This window comes from Flavobacterium helocola, assembly GCF_038289885.1.
In the GTDB taxonomy this organism is placed as follows: Bacteria; Bacteroidota; Bacteroidia; order Flavobacteriales; family Flavobacteriaceae; genus Flavobacterium; species Flavobacterium cheniae.
In genome coordinates this window covers 94450-117054 of record NZ_JBBYHT010000004.1, presented here as the reverse complement: position 1 = coordinate 117054, position 22605 = coordinate 94450, and the positions used below count along the sequence as shown (strand labels likewise).

Sequence of the window (22605 nt, the reverse complement as noted above, 5' to 3'; positions counted from 1 at the left end):
TTTTTCCAAAAATACAATTTTTAAAGTATTTTCTAAATTTTAAACGAATTTTATTTAAAAATAGTACTTTTGATTGCATTTATCAATTTTATGGAGAATATTATACTTTTAAGCCAAAACGAATTAGCCAAAATAACCAACCACAGAAGTGGCGAAGTAAAATTTGGAGAAAAAATCATCACAGTTCCAAAAGATGCTGATATTGTGGATTTTATAACCAACAGTGAAGCTAAATTTGTGCTTTTTGGAATACCAGAGGATATTGGTGTAAAAGCAAATTTAGGAAGAATTGGTGCTGCTTCGGCCTACGATAGCGCATTACAAAGTTTGGCTAATATTCAACACAATAAATTTTGCAAAGGAAGTAATTTACTGGTTTTAGGTAAATTAAATGTAGAGGAGCTTCTAGAAAAAGCACAAACTTTAGATGCGAACAACAAAGAACATCGAAAAGAGCTTTTCAAATTAGTAGAGCAATTAGATATTGAAGTTTCACACATTGTTCACCAAATTTGCAATGCAGGCAAAATTCCAATTATCGTAGGTGGTGGACACAACAACGCTTACGGGAACATCAAAGGCTTAGCTTTAGCCAAAGGAAAACCAGTTAATGCAATAAATTTTGATGCGCACACCGATTTCAGAATTTTAGAAGGAAGACATTCAGGTAACGGATTTAGTTATGCTTTTGAAGACGGATTTTTAAAGAAATATTTTGTTTTTGGATTACATGAAAACTTCGTTTCAAAAAGTGTTTTTAATACTTTAAAAGAATTAACTTCGAGAGTAAAATATGTTACTTATGAAGAAGTTGATGTTAAACGTGAAAAAAACTTCGAAACCGAATTAGAAAACGCACTTAACTTTATTAAAAACGAACCTTTTGGTGTGGAATTAGATTTAGATGCGATTCCAAATATTCCATCAAGCGCCATGACTTTGAGTGGTTTTAGTGTAGATAAAGCACGTCATTTTGTGTATTACTTTGGAAAAAATCAAAATGCTTCTTATTTCCATATTTGTGAAGGTGCTCCAGAACTTGACGATTCTAAAAACAACCATTTAACAGGTAAATTAATTGCATCATTAATTACCGATTTCATGAAGGCTAAAATCGGGTAAAAACCAACTTCCCTAAAATAACACTATCTTTGTACCCTTATCGAAATTATTCGAAAGGAAAATTATTTATTCATTTATGACATTTAACGATTTAAAATTATACAATAACATACAACAAGCTTTAGAAGAAGAAGGATACACTAATCCTACTCCAATTCAAGAACAAGCCATTCCTGAAATTTTATTAGGACAAGATTTAGTTGCTTGTGCACAAACTGGAACAGGAAAAACAGGCGCTTTTGCTATTCCAATTCTGAATTTAATTCACAGAATTGTAGGTTCGGCTAAAAAAGCAAAACACATTAGAACATTAGTAGTAACGCCTACAAGAGAATTAGCAATACAAATTGACGAAAGTTTTAAAACCTACGGAAAATATACGAATGTAAAATCATTAGTAATTTTTGGTGGTGTTAATCAAATGTCCCAAGTGAATGAGTTAAAAAACGGAATTGACGTATTAATTGCAACTCCAGGTAGACTTTTAGATTTACACAAACAAGGATTTATAGATTTAGATCATTTACATCATTTGGTTCTAGACGAAGCAGATCAAATGTTAGATATGGGATTTATTAATGATGTAAAGAAAATTATCAAATTAACTCCAAGTAACAGACAAACGTTGTTGTTTTCGGCGACAATGCCATTAGCAATTAGAGAATTAGCAGATACTTTTTTAACACGTCCAAAATACATTTCGGTAACACCTATTTCATCTACGGCTGAAAACGTTTCACAAAAAGTGTATTTTGTAAATAAAGATGACAAGCGTTTACTTTTAAAACAATTGATTATTCAAGAAAGTTTAAGTAATGCTTTGGTGTTTACAAGAACAAAACACGGTGCTGACAATATTGTAAAAGTATTGAAGAAAGCGAGTATAAAAGCAGAAGCCATTCACGGAGATAAATCGCAAAATGCACGTCAACGCGTATTAGAACAATTTAAAAACAAAGAAATTGATATTTTAGTTGCCACAGATATTGCGGCAAGAGGAATTGATATTGAGCAACTTCCGTTTGTAATTAACTTTGATATTCCAAATATTTCCGAAACGTATGTACACCGAATTGGTCGTACTGGTCGTGCTGGAAATTCTGGCTTAGCCATTTCTTTTTGTGGAAAAGACGAAAAACCATATTGGTTAGACATTGAGAAGTTAATCCGAATGAAAGTTAAAGTGGTTGCCGATCACGATTATACTTGGAAAGACGAAGTAGTAAATCCGGATGCAAAACCAGATTTAAGAAATAAAGACAAAAATAAAATGAATCCGAATTCCAATTCAAGAAAATCGGAAGCATCTAAGAAAAACAAAAAACGTTGGTACTAACCAACGTTTTTTTATTTATCTACTAATCGTTTTATCGTTTCAAAAAGTTTGTGACTTTCAAAAGGTTTTACAATAACTTCATCAATTTGAGCGTCTATAATTTTATCTGCAATATCTTGCTTATCGAAAGCTGTAACCGCAATAATTGGTATTGTTATTCCTTTTTGACGCATTAGTTTAGACGTATCAAATCCATTAATGATTGGCATATTAATATCCATTAAAATGGCATCAAACTTAACTTTATCAATTAAATCTAAAGCAGCATAACCATCATCAACTATTTGACATTTGAAATGATTGTTTTCTAACAATTTCTTGGTAACAACTTGATTGATTTTATTATCCTCAACAACTAATATTTTATACTCTTTTTTAATTGATAAATCAACATCTAAATTATTAATAATCGATTTGACTTTTGTTACATCTGATTCTAACGGAATGGTGAACGTAATTGTTGTACCCACGTTCTCTTCGCTTTCTAAATTAATAGTTCCGTTGAAAAGTTCCACCATTTTTTTTACGATTGTCAGCCCTAAACCAGTTCCTTGATAATCATCTTCTTTACGATAGACTTGCACAAATTTATCAAATACTTTTTCCTGATCTTGCTTTGCAATTCCAATTCCGCTATCAATTACTTGAAATTTCAAATAACACTTGGTTCCTATTTTTTCAATTAAATCTGCTTTAACCGTAACATTTCCTTCATTGGTAAACTTTAAAGAGTTACTAATCAAATTAATGAAGATTTGTGATAAACGAATCTTATCTCCAACTAAAATTTCTGGAATATTCGCATCAACATTAATATCAATTTGATTACTGTTTTTAATCGCTAAGAAATGCAACGAATCTTTAATAATAGTCAATTCATCTTGAAGATTAAAAACCATATCTTCTAAAATCACTTGATTTTCTTCAATTTTATACACTTTCAAAATATCATTTACCAAAGACAATAAATACTTAGCTGAAAATTTTAAAGATTTTAAATGTGGACTATTGGTAAGTTCTTTGTGTTCATCTAAAATGATATCTGTAATTCCGACAACTCCATAAAGTGGTGTTCTCAATTCGTGACTAATTGTGGAAATAAACTGCGTTTTTAATTGTGATGCTTCTTCTGCTTTTTCTTTCGCAATCAATAGTTCTCGATTTGCTTCTTTTAAATCGGAATTCGCTTTCGCTTTAATTTTATTATTTCGAATTAAGGAAAGTAATAACAGCAACAATATGAAAAAGATAACTCCTAAAAGAATTACAAAAACTCGATTGGCTTGTAATTTTTCTTGTTGGATTTCTTTTTCTTTTTTAATTTGATCAATCTCTCTATTAATTTCATCGTGTTCTATTTGTAAACCGGCTACTTTTACATCATTTAATCGTTCTTCATTGTAAATTTTGTCTTGTAATTCATCATGCTTTAAAAGATAAAAATGTGCCTTTTCAAAGTTTTTAATTTTGTAATAAAAATTAGAAATATCATGATACACATCACTTGCATTAGACTTGATTAATTCGATATCATTCTGTTCGCAATAATGAACCGCTTTTAAATAATATTCTTCCGCTTTTTGATTGTTGTCTAAACTATTGTAGTATAAACCAAAATTAGAATTTAATGATATTTTAGATTCAATGTCGTTGCTTTTTTCAACATACTCTTTAATGTCATTAAAATATTGAATACCGCTACTAAAGTCTTCAACAGCAAAATAGGCACTACCAATATTTAATTTCGAAAACATAATTTCATCTTGATCATTATGCTTAATAGAATATCTTAAACCTTCTTTATAATGTTTTATTCCTTTGCTAAAATCAATTTTTCTATAGCAATACAAATTACCTAAATTGTTGTTGAGCCAACCCTTTACGGTATCATTATCAACCTTATTAGCTAGTATAAGCCCTTTATTATAAAATTCGATTGCTTTTTTGTAATCTGCAAATTCTTCAAAATTTAAGCCAATTAAATTGTATGCTTTGGAAGCCAACAAATCGTCATTATTTTTTGTTGCAAGAATAAGTGCTCTTTGAGCAAAATCGAGCGATTTTTTTGAATCTAACTTCAGAAAACTTTGACCTGCTTTATTTAATAATTCTTTTGCTTCTTTATTTGCTGAATTAGTTGACTGTGCTAATCCTAAAACAGAACTGAAACAGAAAAATAAAACAAAATAAAAACGCTTGAAAGTTATCATTTAACAGTTTTAATGTGATTGATTTTAAGGAAGACTAAAATAAAAAAAAATCCTGACAAAATCAGGATTTTTTAACAAATGTTTATCGTGTTAATTTTTTGTATTTAATACGAGTTGGTGTTACATCTTTTCCTAAACGTTTGCGCTTGTTTTCTTCATATTCTGTAAAACTTCCTTCAAAGCTATACACTTGAGAATCACCTTCAAAAGCTAAAATGTGCGTACAAACTCTATCTAAAAACCATCTATCATGCGAAATAATTACGGCACAACCTGCAAAATTTTCTAAACCTTCTTCTAAAGCACGTAATGTGTTCACATCTAAATCATTAGTAGGCTCATCTAAAAGTAATACGTTTCCTTCTTCTTTTAGTGTCATGGCTAAGTGCAATCTATTTCTCTCTCCACCAGATAATGTTGAAACTTTTTTGTTTTGTTCACCACCTCCAAAGTTAAAGCGAGATAAGTAAGCACGAGAGTTTACTTGACGTCCACCCATCATAATTAACTCTTGACCATCGCAGAAGTTTTCCCAAAGGGTTTTGTTTGGATCAATATTAGAGTGCGATTGATCTACGTATGCGATTTTTACTGTATCACCAATTTCGAAAGTACCAGCATCAGCTTGTTGTTCACCCATAATCATTTTGAAAATAGTCGATTTACCAGCACCATTTGGTCCGATAATTCCAACAATTCCAGCTTGTGGCAAAACAAAATTTAAATCATCATATAGTAATTTATCTCCAAATGCCTTAGCAACATTTTTAGCTTCAATTACATTGGTTCCTAAACGAGGGCCATTAGGAATATAAATTTCTAATTTTTCGTCTAGTTCTTTTTGGTCTTCGTTTAATAATTTATCGTAGTTCTGTAAACGTGCTTTTTGTTTGGTTTGACGACCTTTTGCTCCTTGGCGTACCCAATCTAACTCACGCTCTAAATTTTTTCTACGTTTTGACGCTACTTTCTCTTCTTGAGCCATACGGTTTGATTTTTGTTCTAACCAAGAAGAATAATTTCCTTTCCATGGAATACCTTCTCCTCTATCCAACTCTAAAATCCAACCTGCAACATTATCTAAGAAATATCTATCGTGCGTTACCGCAATTACAGTTCCTGAATATTGTGCCAAATGTTGTTCTAACCAAAGAACCGATTCTGCATCCAAGTGATTCGTTGGCTCATCTAATAATAAAACATCTGGTTGTTGTAAAAGTAAACGACATAAAGCTACACGACGTTTTTCTCCACCTGATAAAACAGAAATTGGTGTTTCTGGATCTGGCGTACGAAGCGCGTCCATTGCAATTTCCAATTTATTATCAATTTCCCAAGCTCCTGAAGCGTCGATTTTATCTTGTAATTCAGCCTGACGATCCATAAGTTTTTCCATTCTTTCTGGATTCTCGTATACTTCAGGTAAACCGAAATCGTCGTTAATTTTATTAAATTCTTCTAATAAAGCAAACGTTTCTGCAGCACCTTCACGAACGATATCAATTACCGTTTTTGTTTCATCTAAATGAGGTTCTTGTTCTAAATATCCAACAGTATAACCTGGTTGAAAAACTACATCACCTTGGTAATTTTTATCAACTCCAGCAATAATTTTTAATAATGAAGATTTTCCTGAACCATTTAATCCAAGAATACCAATTTTTGCTCCATAAAAGAAACTTAAATATATATTTTTTAGTACTTGTTTATCTGCTCCCGGATAGGTTTTACTCAATTTTTGCATTGAGAAAATCACTTTCTTATCGTCTGACATAATGGTATGTTTGTTTTATTAATTTTTAAAATTGTATTGTTAAACTCTTCCTTTTAAAGCGTTGAAAACCCAAGCAATGGCAAAGAAACCAACTCCAACAGCTGCAAATCCCCAACCAGCAACATCGGCATAACGGTAAATTCCTAATCCAATTAAAAGTAATCCCATTAAAATCATAATGAAAGTAGCCCAAGCCAATATTGTATTTTTATTCATTCCCATAATTAAGTATTTTTAACTAAAGTTTTGTAAATTTTAGGATTGCGAAGGTACAAATTTTTAAACTTTTTATCATTTGAATTAATTGAAAATTTTAATCAATAATTCCTTTAATAAATCATGTTGTGACATTGATGAAGCACCAACTCCTTTACTTTTTACATCGATATCGCGCAAAGCAGCTACAATTGCACTTACTTTTTTCATAGGATAATTTCTGAAAGCCACTTCGTAATCTTTTACAAAATAAGGACTCACTTTTAAAACTTTAGCTGCATTAAACTGCGATTTGTCTTTTAATCCGTGATATTGCAATAATTGAGAAAAGAAACCAAACACCAATCCAGTTGTAACAACTAGCGGATTATCCTTTGGATTTTGTGAAAAATGATCTATTATTTTGTAGGCTTTCAATTGGTCTTTTTCACCAATAGCCTTTCGCAATTCGAAGTTGTTGTAATCTTTACTAAAACCGATATTCTCTTCAATGTCTTTTGGAGTAAAAGTGTGACCTTTTGGTAAAATAATTTTCAGTTTATCTAATTCGTTATTGATTTTAGATAAATCGGTTCCTAAAAATTCAACCAAAATAGCGGCTGCTTTAGGTTCGATGCTATATCCTTGCCCGGATAAAACTCTTTTAATCCAATCGCCAACCTGATTTTCATACAACTTTTTACTTTCGTAAACTACTCCTACCTTATCTAAAAGTTTAGTGACTTTTTTACGCTTGTCTAATGTCTTGTATTTGTAAGCAAAAACCAAAACTGTTGTAGGTTGCGGATTTTCGGCATACGCTTCTAATTTATCAATATGGCGTGATAATTCTTGAGCTTCTCTAACCACCACCACTTGTCGGTCAGCCATCATTGGAAAACGTTTAGCACTACCAATCACATCTTCCATCGTAACATCTCTACCATACAAAATAGATTGATTAAAATCGCGCTCGTGTTCTTGCAACACATTTTGCTCAATAAAATCGGTCAATTTATCAATATAATAGGGTTCTTCGCCCATAAAAAAATAAATGGGTTTGATGTTTCCTGCTTTTATATCTTTTGTAATTTGAATTACTTCATCCATTATTTTAAGTATTCAGTGTTCAGTAGCAGTTGGCTGTTAGTTTAAAATAACTATTTTTGCTTCATGCAAAAGTTGAACTTTCCAGTTTATTCCTTTCGGTTCAAAAATAGTGAAAATAAAGTGTCTATTTTTGATGAAATTAGAAAAAAATTTATTCTTCTTACTCCAGAAGAATGGGTGCGTCAACACGTAGTTCAGTTTTTGTTACAAGATAAAAATTATCCGAAATCCTACATCAACGTTGAGAAATTAATCAAAATTAACGATTTAAGCAAACGATATGATGGAGTAGTTTTTCAACCAAATGGAGAAATATTTTTATTAATTGAGTGCAAAGCTCCAGAAGTTCCCATTTCCCAACAAACGTTTGATCAAATTGCGCGTTATAATTTAGTTTTGAAAGCTAAATATTTAATGGTTACCAACGGACTAAATCATTATTTTTGCCAAATGGATTTTGAAAACGAAAAATATGTTTTCTTGAAAGAACTTCCTGAATATTCAAATCAATGAAAAAAATAGCAGTAGTCATATTAAATTGGAACGGAGCCAAATTATTAGAACAGTTTTTACCTTCGGTAATGGCGTTTTCTGAGGAAGCTACGATTTATGTGGCCGATAATGCATCGACAGATGCTTCTATTGAAGTGATTAAAAGCCAATTTCCTTCATTAAAAATCATTCAAAATACAGGAAATTTTGGTTTTGCAAAAGGCTATAATGAAGCATTGAAGTTTGTTGAAGAAGAATATTACGCTTTAGTCAATTCCGATATTGAAGTAACAGAAAATTGGCTTGCTCCTATTTTAAATATATTCGAAACGCAACCCGAAACTGCGATTATCCAACCTAAATTATTAGACTTCAAAAAGAAAACCCATTTTGAATACGCTGGTGGAGCTGGTGGTTTTATTGATAAATTTGGTTATCCATTTTGTCGTGGACGAATTTTTGACACGGTTGAAGAAGACAAAAATCAATATGATGACGAAATCGAAATCTTTTGGGCAACTGGAGCTTGTTTTTTTATTAGAAAAGAAGTGTATCGCAAATTAAAAGGTTTTGATGATGATTTCTTTGCACATCAAGAAGAAATTGATTTATGTTGGAGAGCATTTAACTTAGGTTACAAAACGAAATACACTTCAAAATCAATCGTTTATCACGTTGGTGGAGCCACTCTAAACGAAGGGAATCCGAGAAAAACCTTCTTGAATTTCAGAAATTCATTGTTGATGTTAACTAAGAATTTACCGAAAAATCAATTATTTCCAATCCTTTTTATGCGCTTGTGTTTAGATGGTTTAGCGGGGATTCAATTTATTTTGAAAGGAAAATTTAAACACTTTTGGGCAATTATTGAAGCACATTTTACATTTTATCATCTTGTATTTCAATTTTATAAGAAACGTAATACAACTCAAAAATCTAATTATTACAAAATAAACAGTATCGTTTATCGTTACTTTGTCAAGAATGGCAAGGTATTTGCTGACCTTTTTTAACAATAGTTTAGGTTTAAAAAAGCTATTTTTTAACAATTTCCATTTAATTTTGTAAAAAAATAATTATCGTATGAGAAGAGTAATGTTATTCGCCGCAGTAGCAGCTATTTCATTAAGTTCGTGTGTTTCAAAAAAGAAATTCACCGAATTAGAGGCTAAAAACAAAGAGATTCAAGATTTATTAAACACCGCAACGGTTAAATTAAACACTTGTTTAACGGAAAGAGAAGCGTTAGCGAGTCAAGTTGATTTTCTTAAGAAAAACAATACGGACTTAATCAATAACATGGGAAATTTAACCACTTTGACTACAAAAGGGGCTGAAAATCTTGAAAAATCATTAGAAAGTTTAAAAGAAAAAGATTTAAAAATAACACGTTTACAAGACGCTTTAACTAAAAAAGACAGTGTTACATTAGCTTTAGTTACAAGTTTAAAACGTGAAGTTGGAATCGACGATCCAGACATCAACATCAATGTTGAAAAAGGAGTTGTCATGATTTCGATTGCAGATAATTTATTATTCAAATCGGGAAGTTATGAAGTAAGTGATAAAGCAAAAGGTGTTTTAGCTAAAGTAGCTAAAGTAATCAATAGCAAACCAGACTTCGAATGTATGGTAGAAGGTCACACCGACAATGTGCCAATCAAAAATGCTGTATTATTAGACAACTGGGATTTATCAGTAAAAAGAGCCACTTCAATTGTGAGAGTTTTACATAAAGAATTAGGAGTTAGCCCAAAACAGTTAATTCCAGCTGGAAGAAGTTCATATATTCCTTTAGTGGAAAATGATTCTCCTGCTAACAGAGCAAAAAACAGAAGAACTCGTATCATCATTATGCCGAAAATTGATCAATTTTATGAAATGATTGAAAAGGAAATGAAAACATTAGCTAAGGAATAAATTGCAAAAAAAATCGATAAAAAACACCTCATTAATTTGGGGTGTTTTTTTATACTCTTTTATTATTCAGACATTTATAAAAAAATAAGCACTTCATCTATGATTTTAAACAATTCGTAGAAAAGTTGCTAAATAATTAAAAAATTAACTGCTAAAAGTTTTTATAATTAAATATTCTACATAATTTTGACAAAAATAATAAACGTTTTGCCCCCCACACTACTAATGGATAAACGCCATTAATTAAAACAACTTTCCCTACTTCTTTGGTCACATTTTATATTGAATTTAATAACCAATTAAATATATAAATTATGAAAAAAGTTGTTTTAAACATCTCCGTGATGTTGTTTGGAGTTGCAATGTTTGCACAAGCCAATCTTAGTGTAGTAAACCAAACAGGTTTAGGAAACATGTCTAATGTAGACCAATTCGGATTGTTAAATGGTTCTGATGTAGAGCAAACTGGTCGCTTCAATGAAGCAGAAGTTGATCAAGTTGGTATTCTAAACGGTTCAGAAATTGACCAATTAGGCAGACGAAATGATGCCAAAGTAGACCAATTAGGTATTGCAAATTATTCTAACGTTAATCAAGACGGTAGAAGAAATGAAGCTGATGTAACTCAAGTAGGTTTAGGAAATGATTCTGATATTGATCAATATGGTAGAAGAAATAGTTCTACAGTTGTTCAATTTGGAATTGCTAACGAAGCTAACGTTTTACAAGTTGGATTAGACAATACTGCTTCCATTTTACAAATTGGAGAAGATAATACTGCTGACCAAACTCAATTAGGTGATGACAATAGTGCAACCGCAATTCAATTTGGTGAAGATAATTACTCTTCTCAAGTGCAAGTTGGTGAAGGCAACATGGGATTAGCACTACAAGTTGGAGAAGGAAATGCTTCTTATCAATTACAATTAGGTGAAGATAACATGGCAATTCATGATCAAGATGGTCAAAGCAATTTAGCTATAACTACTCAAGCTGGTGAAGGAAATTTCTCTTACATTCAACAAGATGGTTCGTTAAATACTGCTTGGACAAATCAAACTGGTCAATTACACATGAGTTTTGTTAACCAAACTGGAGTTGGTAACCTTTCTTTAGTAAATCAATCTAACTAATTTTTTTATTAATGAGACAAGTGAGCTTTTCTTACTTGTCTCATTTTTATTATATGAAATCGCTAACAAAAAAGTTTGAGATAACAAATACAAGCAAGCGATACCATATGTTACCTATGATAAATGAAGTTTTAACATATGAAAAATCTAAAAAAAATAATCGCCATTATATTTTTGCTAATTGGCTTTACTGTCGTTTCGCAAGAAAATTCACAAACAGAAATAGCCATAATAAATCAAAATCTTATTGATTATAAACTAACCGCTTCAATTTCTCAAAGCCAAACAAATAGTGCTATAATAACACAAATTGGAAATCAAAATTACAATCAAAATACAATTATTGCCAATCAATCATTCATTCAAGTATATCAAAACGGACATTTTAATTCGACAGATATTTACAGAGTTGAAGCAGAAGTAAACGAATTTATTCTTCAAAATGGAAATGGAAATACAATCCATGAAATGTCGATAGGAAATTATAATATAATTGAAAATCAATACATTCAAAACGGTGATAACAACCGAATTACAAGTTTTGGAAGTAACACAATATCAGAAAATTTAAAAATTCAAATCAACGGAAATAACGCATCAGTAATCGTAATTAACAGATGAAACGAAATCAGCTACATATTCTAATTTTCCCGCTACTTTTTAGTACAATTCTTCATGCTCAAATTTTGAATACAGAAGTAAAAGCTAAAATAGAATTGAGTTATTTTGAAGAAATGGTTTCGGTTACAGGAACAGCTGAAAATCTTGATGACGGCATAAAAAATTTATCATACACTTTATCTGTCATTAAAAAAAATAAACAAACAACAAACACGTCAAACAATTCTCAAAATGGTGAGTTTACGTTAAATCCAAATGAGAAAAAAATACTTTCAACAACAAAAATCAATCAAAGTACTAAAGATGAAATTATAATTCTACTCTTAATTTATGACGATAATGATGTCATGGTGGGAAAAGACCGAATTATTGTAGAAGAAAAAAAAAGTGACGTTTTAAATAAAAATGAAACTGAACTTGAAATTACTGGCATTGTTTCAGACGATACCAAAACTAAAGTAGGAAAAGATTTTTACGACATATATTTTTCAAAATATAATTCTGAAGCTATAAAAGGAAATCAAATTGTACAAATTGAAGAACAACTCAACATCGGAAGAACAACAATTCTTAAAATAACAATAGACAACAAGTTAATTTCAGAATTTATTGCAAATCCAAATGAAGAATTTCTTTCTCAAAAAGCCGAAGAAGCCATACAAATTACAAAGAAATACTTCAAAGATTTAGAAAAACTAAAAAATAGAATCGAACAATATTAAAACAATAAAAATGAAAACGTACATCACACTATTCGCTTGTTTTTTTATCGGTTTTTCAGTGGCACAAAACTTAGTTTATAAACCAAAAAACCCCGCTTTTGGTGGCGATACATTCAATTATCAATGGATGTTAAGTTCAGCCGAGTCACAAAATTTATTAAAAGACCCAGATGGTGAAGATGGTTTTGAACAACAATCAGATTTAGAACGTTTTAGAGACAACTTAAATTCACAATTATTGAGTTATTTATCAAGAGAACTTTTTGACAATCAATTTGGTTCCAATACATCTGGATCAGGAGATGGCACAGGCTCAGGGACTCAAAATGGTGTATATACTTTTGGAAGTTTATCCGTTGAATTATACGAGTCAAACTTAGGCTTAGTCGTCAATATTTTAGACATTCTCACAGGTGAAGAAACTCAAGTTATTATTCCCAGAAATTAAATTCCTTCAAACATAAACTGCCCTAAAGTTTATTAAAATTTAGCTTACACGTGTTCTTTTTACTAAAAACAAAACACATGAAAACAAGCACAAAAATAGTTGGTTGCAGTTTATTTACTCTATTAAGTAGTTGCGGAGCCTATTTTAATCAGCCAGTTACCGTTCAAAAAGCTTCTTATGGAGAAGGAACTCCTGCAACTCTTTCATTAAAATCGTTACCACCACCAAAAGAACAAATTGTTGTAGGTGTTTATAAATTTAGAGACCAAACAGGGCAATATAAACCTTCCGACAATGGAAGTAATTTTAGTACAGCTGTTACACAAGGTTCAACTTCAATTTTGATAAAAGCACTTGAAGATTCAAATTGGTTTATTCCAATTGAACGAGAAAATTTAGCCAATCTTTTACAAGAAAGAAATATCATTAGATCTACACGACAGGAATATTTAAAAGATCCCAATTCTAAAGATCAACAACTTACTCCACTACTCTATGCGGGAGTTTTATTGGAAGGCGGAATTGTTTCGTATGATTCTAATATTATAACTGGTGGTTTTGGGGCACGCTATTTTGGTGCCGGAAGTTCTACAAGTTATAGACAAGATCGAGTAACGGTTTATCTTCGATTAGTTTCTACCCAAAATGGAAAAATTCTAAAAACAATTTATGTATCTAAAACCATTTTATCACAATCTTTAGATGCAAGTTTATTTCGCTATGTAAAATTTAAAAGATTATTAGAAGTTGAAACAGGTTTTACAAAAAATGAACCTTTGCAATTGGCCGTTACTGAAGCAATTGAAAAAGCGGTTGAAGGTTTAATTGTAGAGGGAATACAAGATAATATTTGGGCTGCGAATGCACCTATTTCAACATTAACTGAAGTTATAAACGAATACAACAAAGAAAAAGAAGAATCAGAATCAACACTACTTTACAAGCGTTATTTTAAAGAGCGTAGAGCAAAATTTGGAATCAACTTAGACGTTGGTGGTTCATTAATTCAAGGTGACTATCCGAGTGCTGTTTTGAAACCCGCGTTACGTGCTGGAATGCGCTATTTTATTATGCCAACGTTTAGTATTAATACTTCTGTAAATTTATTTTGGATGAAAAACAAAAACAAATTTGAAGATGCTCACACTTCGTTTGATTTGAATACTGAAGTACTCTTTTTACCCTATGATAGATTGACGCCATTTTTCTACATCGGAACAGGTTTAGGAGCAACATCTAGTTATGAATCACCTTATTTTAAAATACAATCAGGAGCAGGTGTTGAATATTTAGCAACTGATAATCTAGGAATTCGCATGCTTGGCGAAATAAACTTTACACAATCTGATAAAATTGATAACATCACATCGGGAATTAGAGATGATAATTATTGGCGATTTTTCATCAGTGTAAACTATTATTTTCCTCGAAAAAAATATGATGAGAAAGCCATTAAAAAACACATAAAAGATTTATCCATTGAAGCAACTTCAAATTCAACAAAATAATCATGTACAAAATATATAAATTCAGTTTTTTTATCCTAATTCTCTCACTTTCCTATTCTTGTTCGGAAGAAACTATTGATGAAACTGGTTTTGGAACAGTAACTGGTCGTGTGGTAGAAGCTGTTACATTTGAACCAATTGAAAATGCTCGTGTTTCATCAAATCCAAATACAAGTGCTGTTTTTACCGATGAAGATGGATATTTTACAATAGAAAACGTACCAACAGGAGATTATGCTTTTGAAGCTAGAAAAGATGGTTTTATTGCCAAATTTGAAGCTGGAACCGTACTAAAAGATTTAGAAACAGAATTGGTTTTTGAATTAGAACCTATAGAAGAAATTAACCAATCACCTACTGTACCAGAACTTTTAACACCATTAGATAATGCCGAAAATTTAAGCTTAAGTATCAATCTAACCTGGCAATCAACAGATCCAGAAGATGATGAACTAACTTATAAAATTACCCTTCGAAATGATATTACAAACGAAATTATTGTTTATGAAGAAATTACAAGTAATTCTTTCACTTTAACAGATTTAAACTACAGCACCAAATATTTTTGGCAAGTTTCGGTTTCTGATGGAATAAACCCAGAAGTAAATAGCTTAACACAATCATTTAGAACATTAGAATTCCCAAATGCGCGTTATCTATTTACCCGAAAAATTGCTGACAACAATGTAATTTTTACTGCTGACAATGTTGGAAATGAACTACAAATTACATCTGATGCAACCAATAGTTTTAGACCTCGAAAAAATATTCCCGCAAATAAAATTGCTTTTTTGAGAACCACAGGCGGACAAGCTCATATTTATACCATGAATCCTGATGGTTCTGATGTTTTTAAAGTAACGGCCGGAATTCCAGCTGCGGGATTTAATTTGGACTATTACAATTTTAGTTGGAAAAGCAACGGAAGTCAATTGATTTATTCTAATTTTGATAAACTCTACAAAATTAATGCTGATGGAAGTGGATTAGAATTAATATTTCAAACACCCAATGGAAAATTAATTTCAGAATGTGATTGGAGTATTGATAGTTCGATTATTGCGTTAAAAGTTAACAATTTATATGGTTATGAAACAGAAGTCTACGTAATTAATTCAAACGGAATAATTGTAGAAAATGTAATTTCTGGAACTATGGGAGCAATTAGCGGTTTACATTTATCAGTTACTAATAACAAATTAGTTTTTACAAGAGATGTTACTGGATTTGAAAGTTTTGATTACCGACAATTGGATTCAAGAATATTCCAATATGATTTTTTAACAGATACAGCAACAGAAGTAAATGTTCAAAAACCTGCAGGATTTAATGATTTAGAAGTTCGATATTCTCCAAACGAAGCCGAATTACTTTTTGTAAGCACATCAAATGATGGAATATCCGCTAGAAATATTTTTAAATGCTCGATTGGAATAACAGGTTCAAGATTGCAATTATTTGATAATGGCATCATGCCAGACTGGAAATAAAAAAAGCAGGTCAAAGACCTGCTTAATGTATCCTTAATTTTTTTATTAATAACCAATTAAATATTAAATTAAGAAACACATAGTTTTAATAAATTTATACTAAAACTGTGAATGTCTCATCAATAATTGGTTAAAATTGAGAATAGCAAAGCTAATTTAGTATTTTATTGTGATAAAAACAAATTATTGGTTATAAAACATCCAAACTACCTTTTCCTTCACGAATGACTTCCGGTTCATAACCTGTTAAATCTATGATGGTTGAAGCTACGTTATCACCATAACCACCATCGATAACCAAATCTACTTTATTATTCCATTTTTCGAAGATTAATTCTGGGTCGGTTGAATATTCGATTACCTCATCTTCATCATGAATGGATGTGGAAACGATAGGATTTCCAAGCATTTCTACAATTTGCAACGCAATATTATTAGCTGGAACACGAATTCCGACTGTTTTTTTCTTTCTGAATTCTTTAGGTAAATCGTTATTTCCTGGTAAAATAAACGTGTATGGACCAGGTAAAGCGCGTTTTAAAATTTTAAAAGTCGATGTGTCAATTTGTTTCACATAATCAGAAAGATTACTCAAACTCGAACAAACGAAAGAAAAATTCGCTTTTTCCAACTTAATTCCTTTGATTTTAGCTAATTTTTCAAGCGCACGAGAATTGGTAATATCACAACCCAAACCATAAACCGTATCGGTTGGATAAATGACTAAACCGCCGTCTTTTAAGACTTGTACTACTTTTTTAATAGCTGCTTCGCTTGGTTTGTCTTCGTATATTTTTATAATTTCTGACATTCTATTTTTACTGAAGTTGATAAAGTTGATTTATTCCAGCTGGCAATGAATTAGTAACTTTTAATTTCTCATTAAAAGCATTAATAGATAATTTTATTACTTTAGTGTCCTTATCAATAGTTACTTTATGAGTTCTTTTTATTTTTAGAACATCTTTATAGACTGTTTCAAAAACATATTCACCATAATCAAGTTCAACAATAAAGTATTCACCATAATTAATTTGTCCTAAAGATATTTCGTTAGCCTTCACGTTCATTTTGGTAGTGTAACCACATGTCATTGTTGGGCAATAATATCCGTAATTATAAAATAATATTTTACCATTTCCAAGATTTTCAATTGATACATTTTCAATTGGTGAATAATTTTTTGTTGGCAGAATTGGTTTTAGTGCGCAAGAATTTAATAACATTGTGATGAACATCATAAAAATTACTATAAAATTACGGTTTTTTAAATCTATTTTCTTTGAATGTAACATATCTAAATTTTAATTATTTTTTACAAATTTTATCCGATAACCTCCAACTTCGCAAATCGCAACAACAACTTCTTTAATCCGCCAACATCAAAACGAATTTCTGCTTTTTTATCGGCACCTATTCCTTCAATGTTTACAATTTGTCCTTTACCAAAACGTTCGTGCATAACGATATTACCAACGTTTAAATTCGCATCTACTACATTTGATCTTCCTGAATTGCTTGAAACGGGTTTTAAACGTCTGATATTTGCAGAAGAAACTGGTTCATCTCGCGTAAAATATTTTGGTGGCGTTCCTGCAGTTGGTTTTGCTAAACGCAATTTCGATTTATCAATATCACCAAAAACATCAATATCCATAACCGGTTTGTAACGATAACCAGAATCCACTGGATTCAAATATTCTAAATATTGGTCGTTGATTTCTTCAATAAAGCGTGATGGTTCACTGTCCACTAATTTTCCCCAACGGTAACGTGATTGCGCATACGTTAAATACGCTTGATGTTCGGCACGAGTTAAGGCAACGTAGAACAAACGTCGTTCTTCTTCTAATTCACTTCGCGTGTTCAAACTCATCGCACTTGGGAATAAATCTTCTTCTAATCCCACAATAAACACATGTGGAAACTCTAATCCTTTTGCCAAGTGAATGGTCATTAGTGCCACTCTATCGTCATCACCTGTATCTTTATCTAAATCGGTGGCTAAAGCTACGTCTTCTAAGAATTCAGCTAACGCTCCTCTGGCTCCGTCGATTTCTTTTTGACCTTCAGTGAAATCTTTAATACCGTTTAGTAATTCTTCTATGTTTTCAATTTTGGCAATTCCTTCTGGAGTTCCATCTTTTTTGAGTTCTTGAACTAATCCGGTTTTCTTCGTAACATGATCGGTTAAGAAAAATGCATCTTGATTTTCATTAATAACTTGAAAACTTTTAATCATCGTCACAAAATCATTCAATTTTGCTTTTGTACCTGCATTTAGTTTCAAATCGATTTTATCAATGTGTTCCATTACTTCAAAAATAGAACGCTTGTAATGATTGGCTGCAACCGTCAATTTTTCAACCGTTGTATCACCAATTCCTCTTGCTGGATAATTAATTACACGAACCAACGCTTCTTCGTCTTTTGGATTGATTACCAAACGTAAATACGCCAAAACATCTTTAATTTCCTTACGTTGATAAAACGATAAACCACCATAAATTCGGTACGGAATATCGCGTTTACGTAATGCATCTTCCATAGCACGAGATTGTGCATTCGTACGATACAAAATCGCAAATTGTCCATTTAACATTTGATTTTGCATCTTCTGTTCGAAAATAGTTGCGGCAACAAAACGTCCCTCTTCTCCATCAGTTAAACTTCGGTGGACTTTAATTTTTGGTCCGTCATCATTGGATGTCCAAACAATTTTATCTAACTTAGTTTTATTCTTGTCAATAACATTATTTGCTGCTTCTACAATGTTTTTTGATGAACGATAATTTTGTTCCAAACGATACAATTGTACGTTTTCGTAATCTTTCTGGAAATTTAAAATATTGTTGATATTCGCACCACGGAAAGCGTAAATACTCTGCGCATCATCTCCTACTACACAAATATTTTGAAATCTATCTGACAACGCACGAACAATCAAATACTGCGAGTGATTTGTATCTTGGTACTCATCTACTAAAATGTATCGAAAACGATCTTGATATTTTGCTAAAACATCTGGAAAAAGATTCAATAATTCATTGGTTTTCAATAACAAATCATCAAAATCCATCGCTCCCGATTTAAAACAACGCTCTACATATTGTTGATAAATTTCACCCATACGTGGTTTTTTACTCATCGCATCGGCTTCTTGTAATTCGGGATTATTGAAATAAGCTTTTACGGTGATTAGTGAATTTTTATAAGATGAAATTCGACCTAAAATTTGCTTTGGTTTATAAATATCTTTATCCAATTGCATTTCTTTGATAATTCCACCCAAACAACGCAATGAATCTTGAGAATCGTAAATCGTAAAATTAGATGGATATCCTAGTTTATCAGCCTCACTACGTAAAATCTTAGCGAATACCGAGTGAAAAGTTCCCATCCAAAGGTTTTTAGCTTCATTAGTTCCAACAATATCCGCAATACGTTTTTTCATTTCACGGGCAGCTTTGTTGGTAAAAGTTAAAGCTAAAATATTAAATGCATCAACTCCTTGACTCATCAAATTAGCTATACGAACCGTTAAAACACGAGTTTTACCAGAACCTGCTCCCGCAATAACAATCATGGGACCGTCTTTCTGCAATACAGGTGCTTGCTGTGCTTCATTTAATTGGCTGATATATCGCTGCATTTCTTTCATAGTGTACTATAACTTTTTGACTAATTTACAAAAATACATCATGAAAAGGGTTAATACAAGTTTTTAAAAAATTTAGATGATGGGTGTTAGAGTTTAGAAATTTGAAATTGATTTTGATTTTTGAATTTGATTTTTGATAATTTTAATCTTAATTTGCGATGAAATTAAACCAACTTAAAAATGACAATCGAAGATAAATTATTAGAAATTGCTGCTTATACCTTACCTGCTTTAATTACTGGTGGTGTAGCTTTTGTAATGATGCAAAAATTTTATAACAGCGAAGAAAGCAAACGTAAATTTGAATTACTAAGAGAAAATCAAAAACAAGCGTTACCTATTCGTTTGCAAGCTTATGAGCGAATGGTTTTGTTGTTAGAGCGAATCAATCCGTCTCAACTATTAATGCGTGTGGCTCCAACGGGAAAAAGTAAAGACGACTATGCTACAATATTATCGCACCACATTCAAACTGAATTTGAGCATAATTTAACCCAACAAATTTATTTGACTGCGGAAACTTGGGATATTGTTTTAAAGGCAAAAAATAGTACAATTCAAATGATTCGAAAAAATGCACTTCGCGAAGATGTTGCAGATGCAGACAAACTGAGAGAAGCTGTTATGATTGAGCTTACCGAAACAGAAGCGCCAAGTAATATTGCGATTAGTTATTTGAAAGAGGAATTAAAAAGAGTTTTTTAAATACAAATCCCGAGTTGAAGCTCGGGATTTTTTTATTTCTCATTTAAAAATTTCAAATACAACTCTTTCATATTTGCATTCGAAGTTGATGCTACTTTTTCAACTATTGTTCTGTATTCGGTTTTTTTTAGTAATAAACGAACGTTATCTCTACCAAATTTGGTAAACTGCCATTTATGATGATTTGTAGCTAAAAACAATGCTTCTATTACTTTAGGATTCTCATAATTAACTCCTAACAACGTTTCTAAAGCATTTTGACGAATTGAACTTTCGAAATCTACAGAGGCATATTGTAGTAATTCATCAATGATATTTTCTTGATCAAATCTTGAATTTTGACCTTTTAGTATTTTTAATTTCAACCAAGTTAATTTTAAACTTTTATCGTTATTACCCTCAATTCCTTTTGTTTGTTCCAAGTATTTTTCTACCTCTTCTGGAAAACTTTCACATAAATTAACTAATGCAATTTCTTTCGTTTGATACGAATTATCATTTAGTAGTGTTTCATATTGATTTTTAAAAGCTTCTGGAATTATTGGAGTTGATTCTGCTACTGCTCTTCTTACTAAAATGTTATTTGTAGCTAAAGCCGTTTCTAAAATTACTTTTCTTTCATCAAAAGGAACATTACGCGTTTGATATACGATGTATTGTTTAATCGGATAATAAGCATCTGATTTTAGAATTTCTGTTAACTCAGATAGTGATTTTTTACTTTTCTTTAGAGCAAAATAGTCTTGAATGAATTTATTTTTAGAAAGATATTTTTGAGCGATTTCCATTTCAAATCCAGGCTTTTCTAACCAAACCCTTTTGAAATTTTCCACATCATAACCCGAAACCTCTTTTACAATTTTTAAGAAATCATCCGTGTTGACATTTTTATATTGGTATTTCTTTAAATACTTTTTAACTGCTTTTTGAAAATCCTTAGCTCCAATGTCTTCTCGCATCACATGCAACGCCCAAGCCCCTTTTTTATAAAAAGATAATGAACTCGCCTTTTCATTCATCACCGGAATCGTATCGGTTTTGGAAGCACGTTTTAGTTGTTCAGCATAATCGTTTAATTCTTCGTAGAAATAATCATCGCCAAACAAATGACGTTCTGCTAATAACGCATAATAAGTAGCAAAACCTTCTTGCAACCAATGGTGTTTTCCAGATTGCGCCGTAATCAAATCGCCAAACCATTGATGCGCTAACTCATGTGCGTTAACGTTTACATAATTTCTATCGTTGAAACCTATTGAGTCCACCACAAAATCTTGTGCAAAAATCGTAGAAGTTGTATTCTCCATTCCTGCATACAAAAAATCACGAACTGGAACTTGACGATAAATGCCCCAAGGATACTTCACTCCTATTTCTTGCTCCAAATAATCAAACATTTCTTTGGAATAACGATAAGTGGGCTCAAATTTCGAAACATCATTTTTATCTAAATAAAATTCTAAAGGCGTTCCTGATTTAGTTGTTGTAGTTTTTTTTGCGAAATTCCCAACGGCTAGCATTACTAAGTAAGATGACATTGGTTTTTGCATTTGATAATTCCAAGTAATTAAATTCCCTTTCGAATTGTACTTATTTGAAATAAAAGCACCATTTGAAATCACTGTGAAATCATTTCTAAATTCAACTGAAATATTAAAAGTTACCTTTTCATTCACATCATCAAAACTTGGAAACCAATGACTAGTGTAGCGTCCTTGTCCTTGTGTCCAAATCTGTAAATTTTCATCTGAGCTTGTAAAATAAAGTGTTTGTTTTGGTTTAGCTGTATAGTTGAAAGTTATCTTATTCTTTCCTTTTTTAAATCCTTCAAATAAATTTAATGTCTTTCCTGAATTTTTGAATTTCACAGATTTTCCATTGATGGCAACTTCTGAAAATTCCATATTGATAGCATCAATTTTAATAGTATCGATAGCTTTTTTTACTTTAAATTCATATGTAATAGTTCCAAAAATTGATTTTTCAGCATGATTTGGAGTAACCAAAGCATCACATTTGATAAAATCAACTTTATCCGTTTGTTGGGCAAAAGAAAAAGTTACAAGTAATAAAGAAAAAAGAATACGATACATCTTGATGGATTTTAATAAAGTACGAATATAAACATTTTCAATTTCACTGATTTTAAATTAACAAA

At 31.2% G+C, this 22605-nt stretch carries 20 protein-coding genes; 12 read left to right on the top strand and 8 right to left on the bottom strand.

The genetic code is table 11. From position 1 onward, the window contains the following. Window positions 1–90 precede the first annotated feature (90 nt). Both AAEO58_RS09365 and AAEO58_RS09360 read left to right on the top strand, forming a co-directional pair. Window positions 91–1122, top strand: coding sequence for a formimidoylglutamase (locus tag AAEO58_RS09365; protein WP_341683173.1), 1032 nt, complete (start codon window positions 91–93; stop codon window positions 1120–1122). A 76-nt stretch (window positions 1123–1198) separates the two neighbouring features. After that, window positions 1199–2458, top strand: a complete 1260-nt coding sequence (locus AAEO58_RS09360) for a DEAD/DEAH box helicase (RefSeq protein WP_341683172.1) — start codon at window positions 1199–1201, stop codon at window positions 2456–2458. A gap of 11 nt (window positions 2459–2469) precedes the next feature. On the opposite strand, the gene AAEO58_RS09355 is transcribed toward AAEO58_RS09360, so the two are convergent. From AAEO58_RS09355 to holA, 4 genes are all read right to left on the bottom strand, one after another. After that, window positions 2470–4668, bottom strand: a complete 2199-nt coding sequence (locus tag AAEO58_RS09355; RefSeq protein WP_341683171.1) for an ATP-binding protein — start codon at window positions 4666–4668, stop codon at window positions 2470–2472. Window positions 4669–4750: 82 nt separating this feature from the next. Next, window positions 4751–6442, bottom strand: coding sequence for an energy-dependent translational throttle protein EttA (gene ettA, locus AAEO58_RS09350; RefSeq protein WP_133606600.1), 1692 nt, complete (start codon window positions 6440–6442; stop codon window positions 4751–4753). A gap of 39 nt (window positions 6443–6481) precedes the next feature. Beyond that, window positions 6482–6664, bottom strand: a complete 183-nt coding sequence (locus AAEO58_RS09345; RefSeq protein WP_133606598.1) for a CAL67264 family membrane protein — start codon at window positions 6662–6664, stop codon at window positions 6482–6484. Between the two features lie 78 nt (window positions 6665–6742). After that, the gene (gene holA / locus AAEO58_RS09340) at window positions 6743–7747 is read right to left on the bottom strand and encodes a DNA polymerase III subunit delta (protein WP_341683170.1); all 1005 of its coding nucleotides are present in this window, start codon (window positions 7745–7747) and stop codon (window positions 6743–6745) included. Between the two features lie 63 nt (window positions 7748–7810). On the opposite strand from holA, the gene AAEO58_RS09335 reads away from it, so the two are divergent. The 9 genes from AAEO58_RS09335 to AAEO58_RS09295 all read left to right on the top strand — a co-directional run bounded on the left by AAEO58_RS09335 (window position 7811) and on the right by AAEO58_RS09295 (window position 16081). Further along, complete coding sequence (locus AAEO58_RS09335) at window positions 7811–8260, top strand: type I restriction enzyme HsdR N-terminal domain-containing protein (RefSeq protein WP_341683169.1); 450 nt, start codon at window positions 7811–7813, stop codon at window positions 8258–8260. Beyond that, window positions 8257–9252: a glycosyltransferase family 2 protein gene (locus AAEO58_RS09330; RefSeq protein ID WP_341683168.1), complete on the top strand. Its 996-nt coding sequence runs from the start codon at window positions 8257–8259 to the stop codon at window positions 9250–9252. Before AAEO58_RS09335 ends, AAEO58_RS09330 begins: the two co-directional genes overlap by 4 nt. Window positions 9253–9322: 70 nt before the next feature. Continuing rightward, window positions 9323–10159, top strand: a complete 837-nt coding sequence (locus AAEO58_RS09325; RefSeq protein ID WP_262318453.1) for an OmpA/MotB family protein — start codon at window positions 9323–9325, stop codon at window positions 10157–10159. A gap of 314 nt (window positions 10160–10473) precedes the next feature. Beyond that, window positions 10474–11292, top strand: coding sequence for a hypothetical protein (locus AAEO58_RS09320; protein ID WP_341683167.1), 819 nt, complete (start codon window positions 10474–10476; stop codon window positions 11290–11292). A gap of 138 nt (window positions 11293–11430) precedes the next feature. Further along, the gene (locus AAEO58_RS09315; protein ID WP_341683166.1) at window positions 11431–11913 is read left to right on the top strand and encodes a hypothetical protein; all 483 of its coding nucleotides are present in this window, start codon (window positions 11431–11433) and stop codon (window positions 11911–11913) included. Then, entirely contained in the window at window positions 11910–12635 is a 726-nt protein-coding gene (locus AAEO58_RS09310) for a CsgE family curli-type amyloid fiber assembly protein (protein WP_341683165.1), read from the top strand. The genes AAEO58_RS09315 and AAEO58_RS09310 overlap by 4 nt, the downstream gene beginning before the upstream one ends. Before the next feature lie 10 nt (window positions 12636–12645). Continuing rightward, entirely contained in the window at window positions 12646–13083 is a 438-nt protein-coding gene (locus tag AAEO58_RS09305; protein ID WP_262318449.1) for a curli production assembly/transport component CsgF, read from the top strand. Window positions 13084–13160: 77 nt separating this feature from the next. Then, a complete protein-coding gene (locus tag AAEO58_RS09300; protein ID WP_341683164.1) occupies window positions 13161–14591 on the top strand; it encodes a CsgG/HfaB family protein in 1431 nt (476 codons plus the stop codon). Window positions 14592–14593: 2 nt separating this feature from the next. Further along, a complete protein-coding gene (locus AAEO58_RS09295) occupies window positions 14594–16081 on the top strand; it encodes a carboxypeptidase regulatory-like domain-containing protein (protein ID WP_341683163.1) in 1488 nt (495 codons plus the stop codon). Window positions 16082–16271: 190 nt separating this feature from the next. Here AAEO58_RS09295 and AAEO58_RS09290 read toward each other — a convergent pair whose 3' ends face one another. From AAEO58_RS09290 to AAEO58_RS09280, 3 genes are read right to left on the bottom strand one after another with little or no spacing between them, the layout of a single operon-like run. Further along, window positions 16272–16892: an L-threonylcarbamoyladenylate synthase gene (locus AAEO58_RS09290; RefSeq protein WP_341683162.1), complete on the bottom strand. Its 621-nt coding sequence runs from the start codon at window positions 16890–16892 to the stop codon at window positions 16272–16274. 7 nt (window positions 16893–16899) lie between these two features. Continuing rightward, window positions 16900–17376: a hypothetical protein gene (locus tag AAEO58_RS09285; RefSeq protein WP_341683161.1), complete on the bottom strand. Its 477-nt coding sequence runs from the start codon at window positions 17374–17376 to the stop codon at window positions 16900–16902. A 29-nt stretch (window positions 17377–17405) separates the two neighbouring features. Further along, entirely contained in the window at window positions 17406–19733 is a 2328-nt protein-coding gene (locus AAEO58_RS09280) for an ATP-dependent helicase (RefSeq protein WP_341683341.1), read from the bottom strand. A 189-nt stretch (window positions 19734–19922) separates the two neighbouring features. Between AAEO58_RS09280 and AAEO58_RS09275 the strand changes: the two genes are divergently transcribed. Continuing rightward, on the top strand, window positions 19923–20447 hold the full coding sequence (locus AAEO58_RS09275; RefSeq protein WP_341683160.1) for a DUF7935 family protein: 525 nt from the start codon (window positions 19923–19925) through the stop codon (window positions 20445–20447). A 32-nt stretch (window positions 20448–20479) separates the two neighbouring features. Here the strand turns inward: AAEO58_RS09275 and AAEO58_RS09270 are convergent, their stop codons facing one another. Further along, window positions 20480–22540 carry a M1 family metallopeptidase gene (locus AAEO58_RS09270; RefSeq protein WP_341683159.1) on the bottom strand — a complete coding sequence of 687 codons (2061 nt, stop codon included), beginning with the start codon at window positions 22538–22540 and terminating at the stop codon, window positions 20480–20482. Between the last annotated feature and the right edge of the window lie 65 nt (window positions 22541–22605).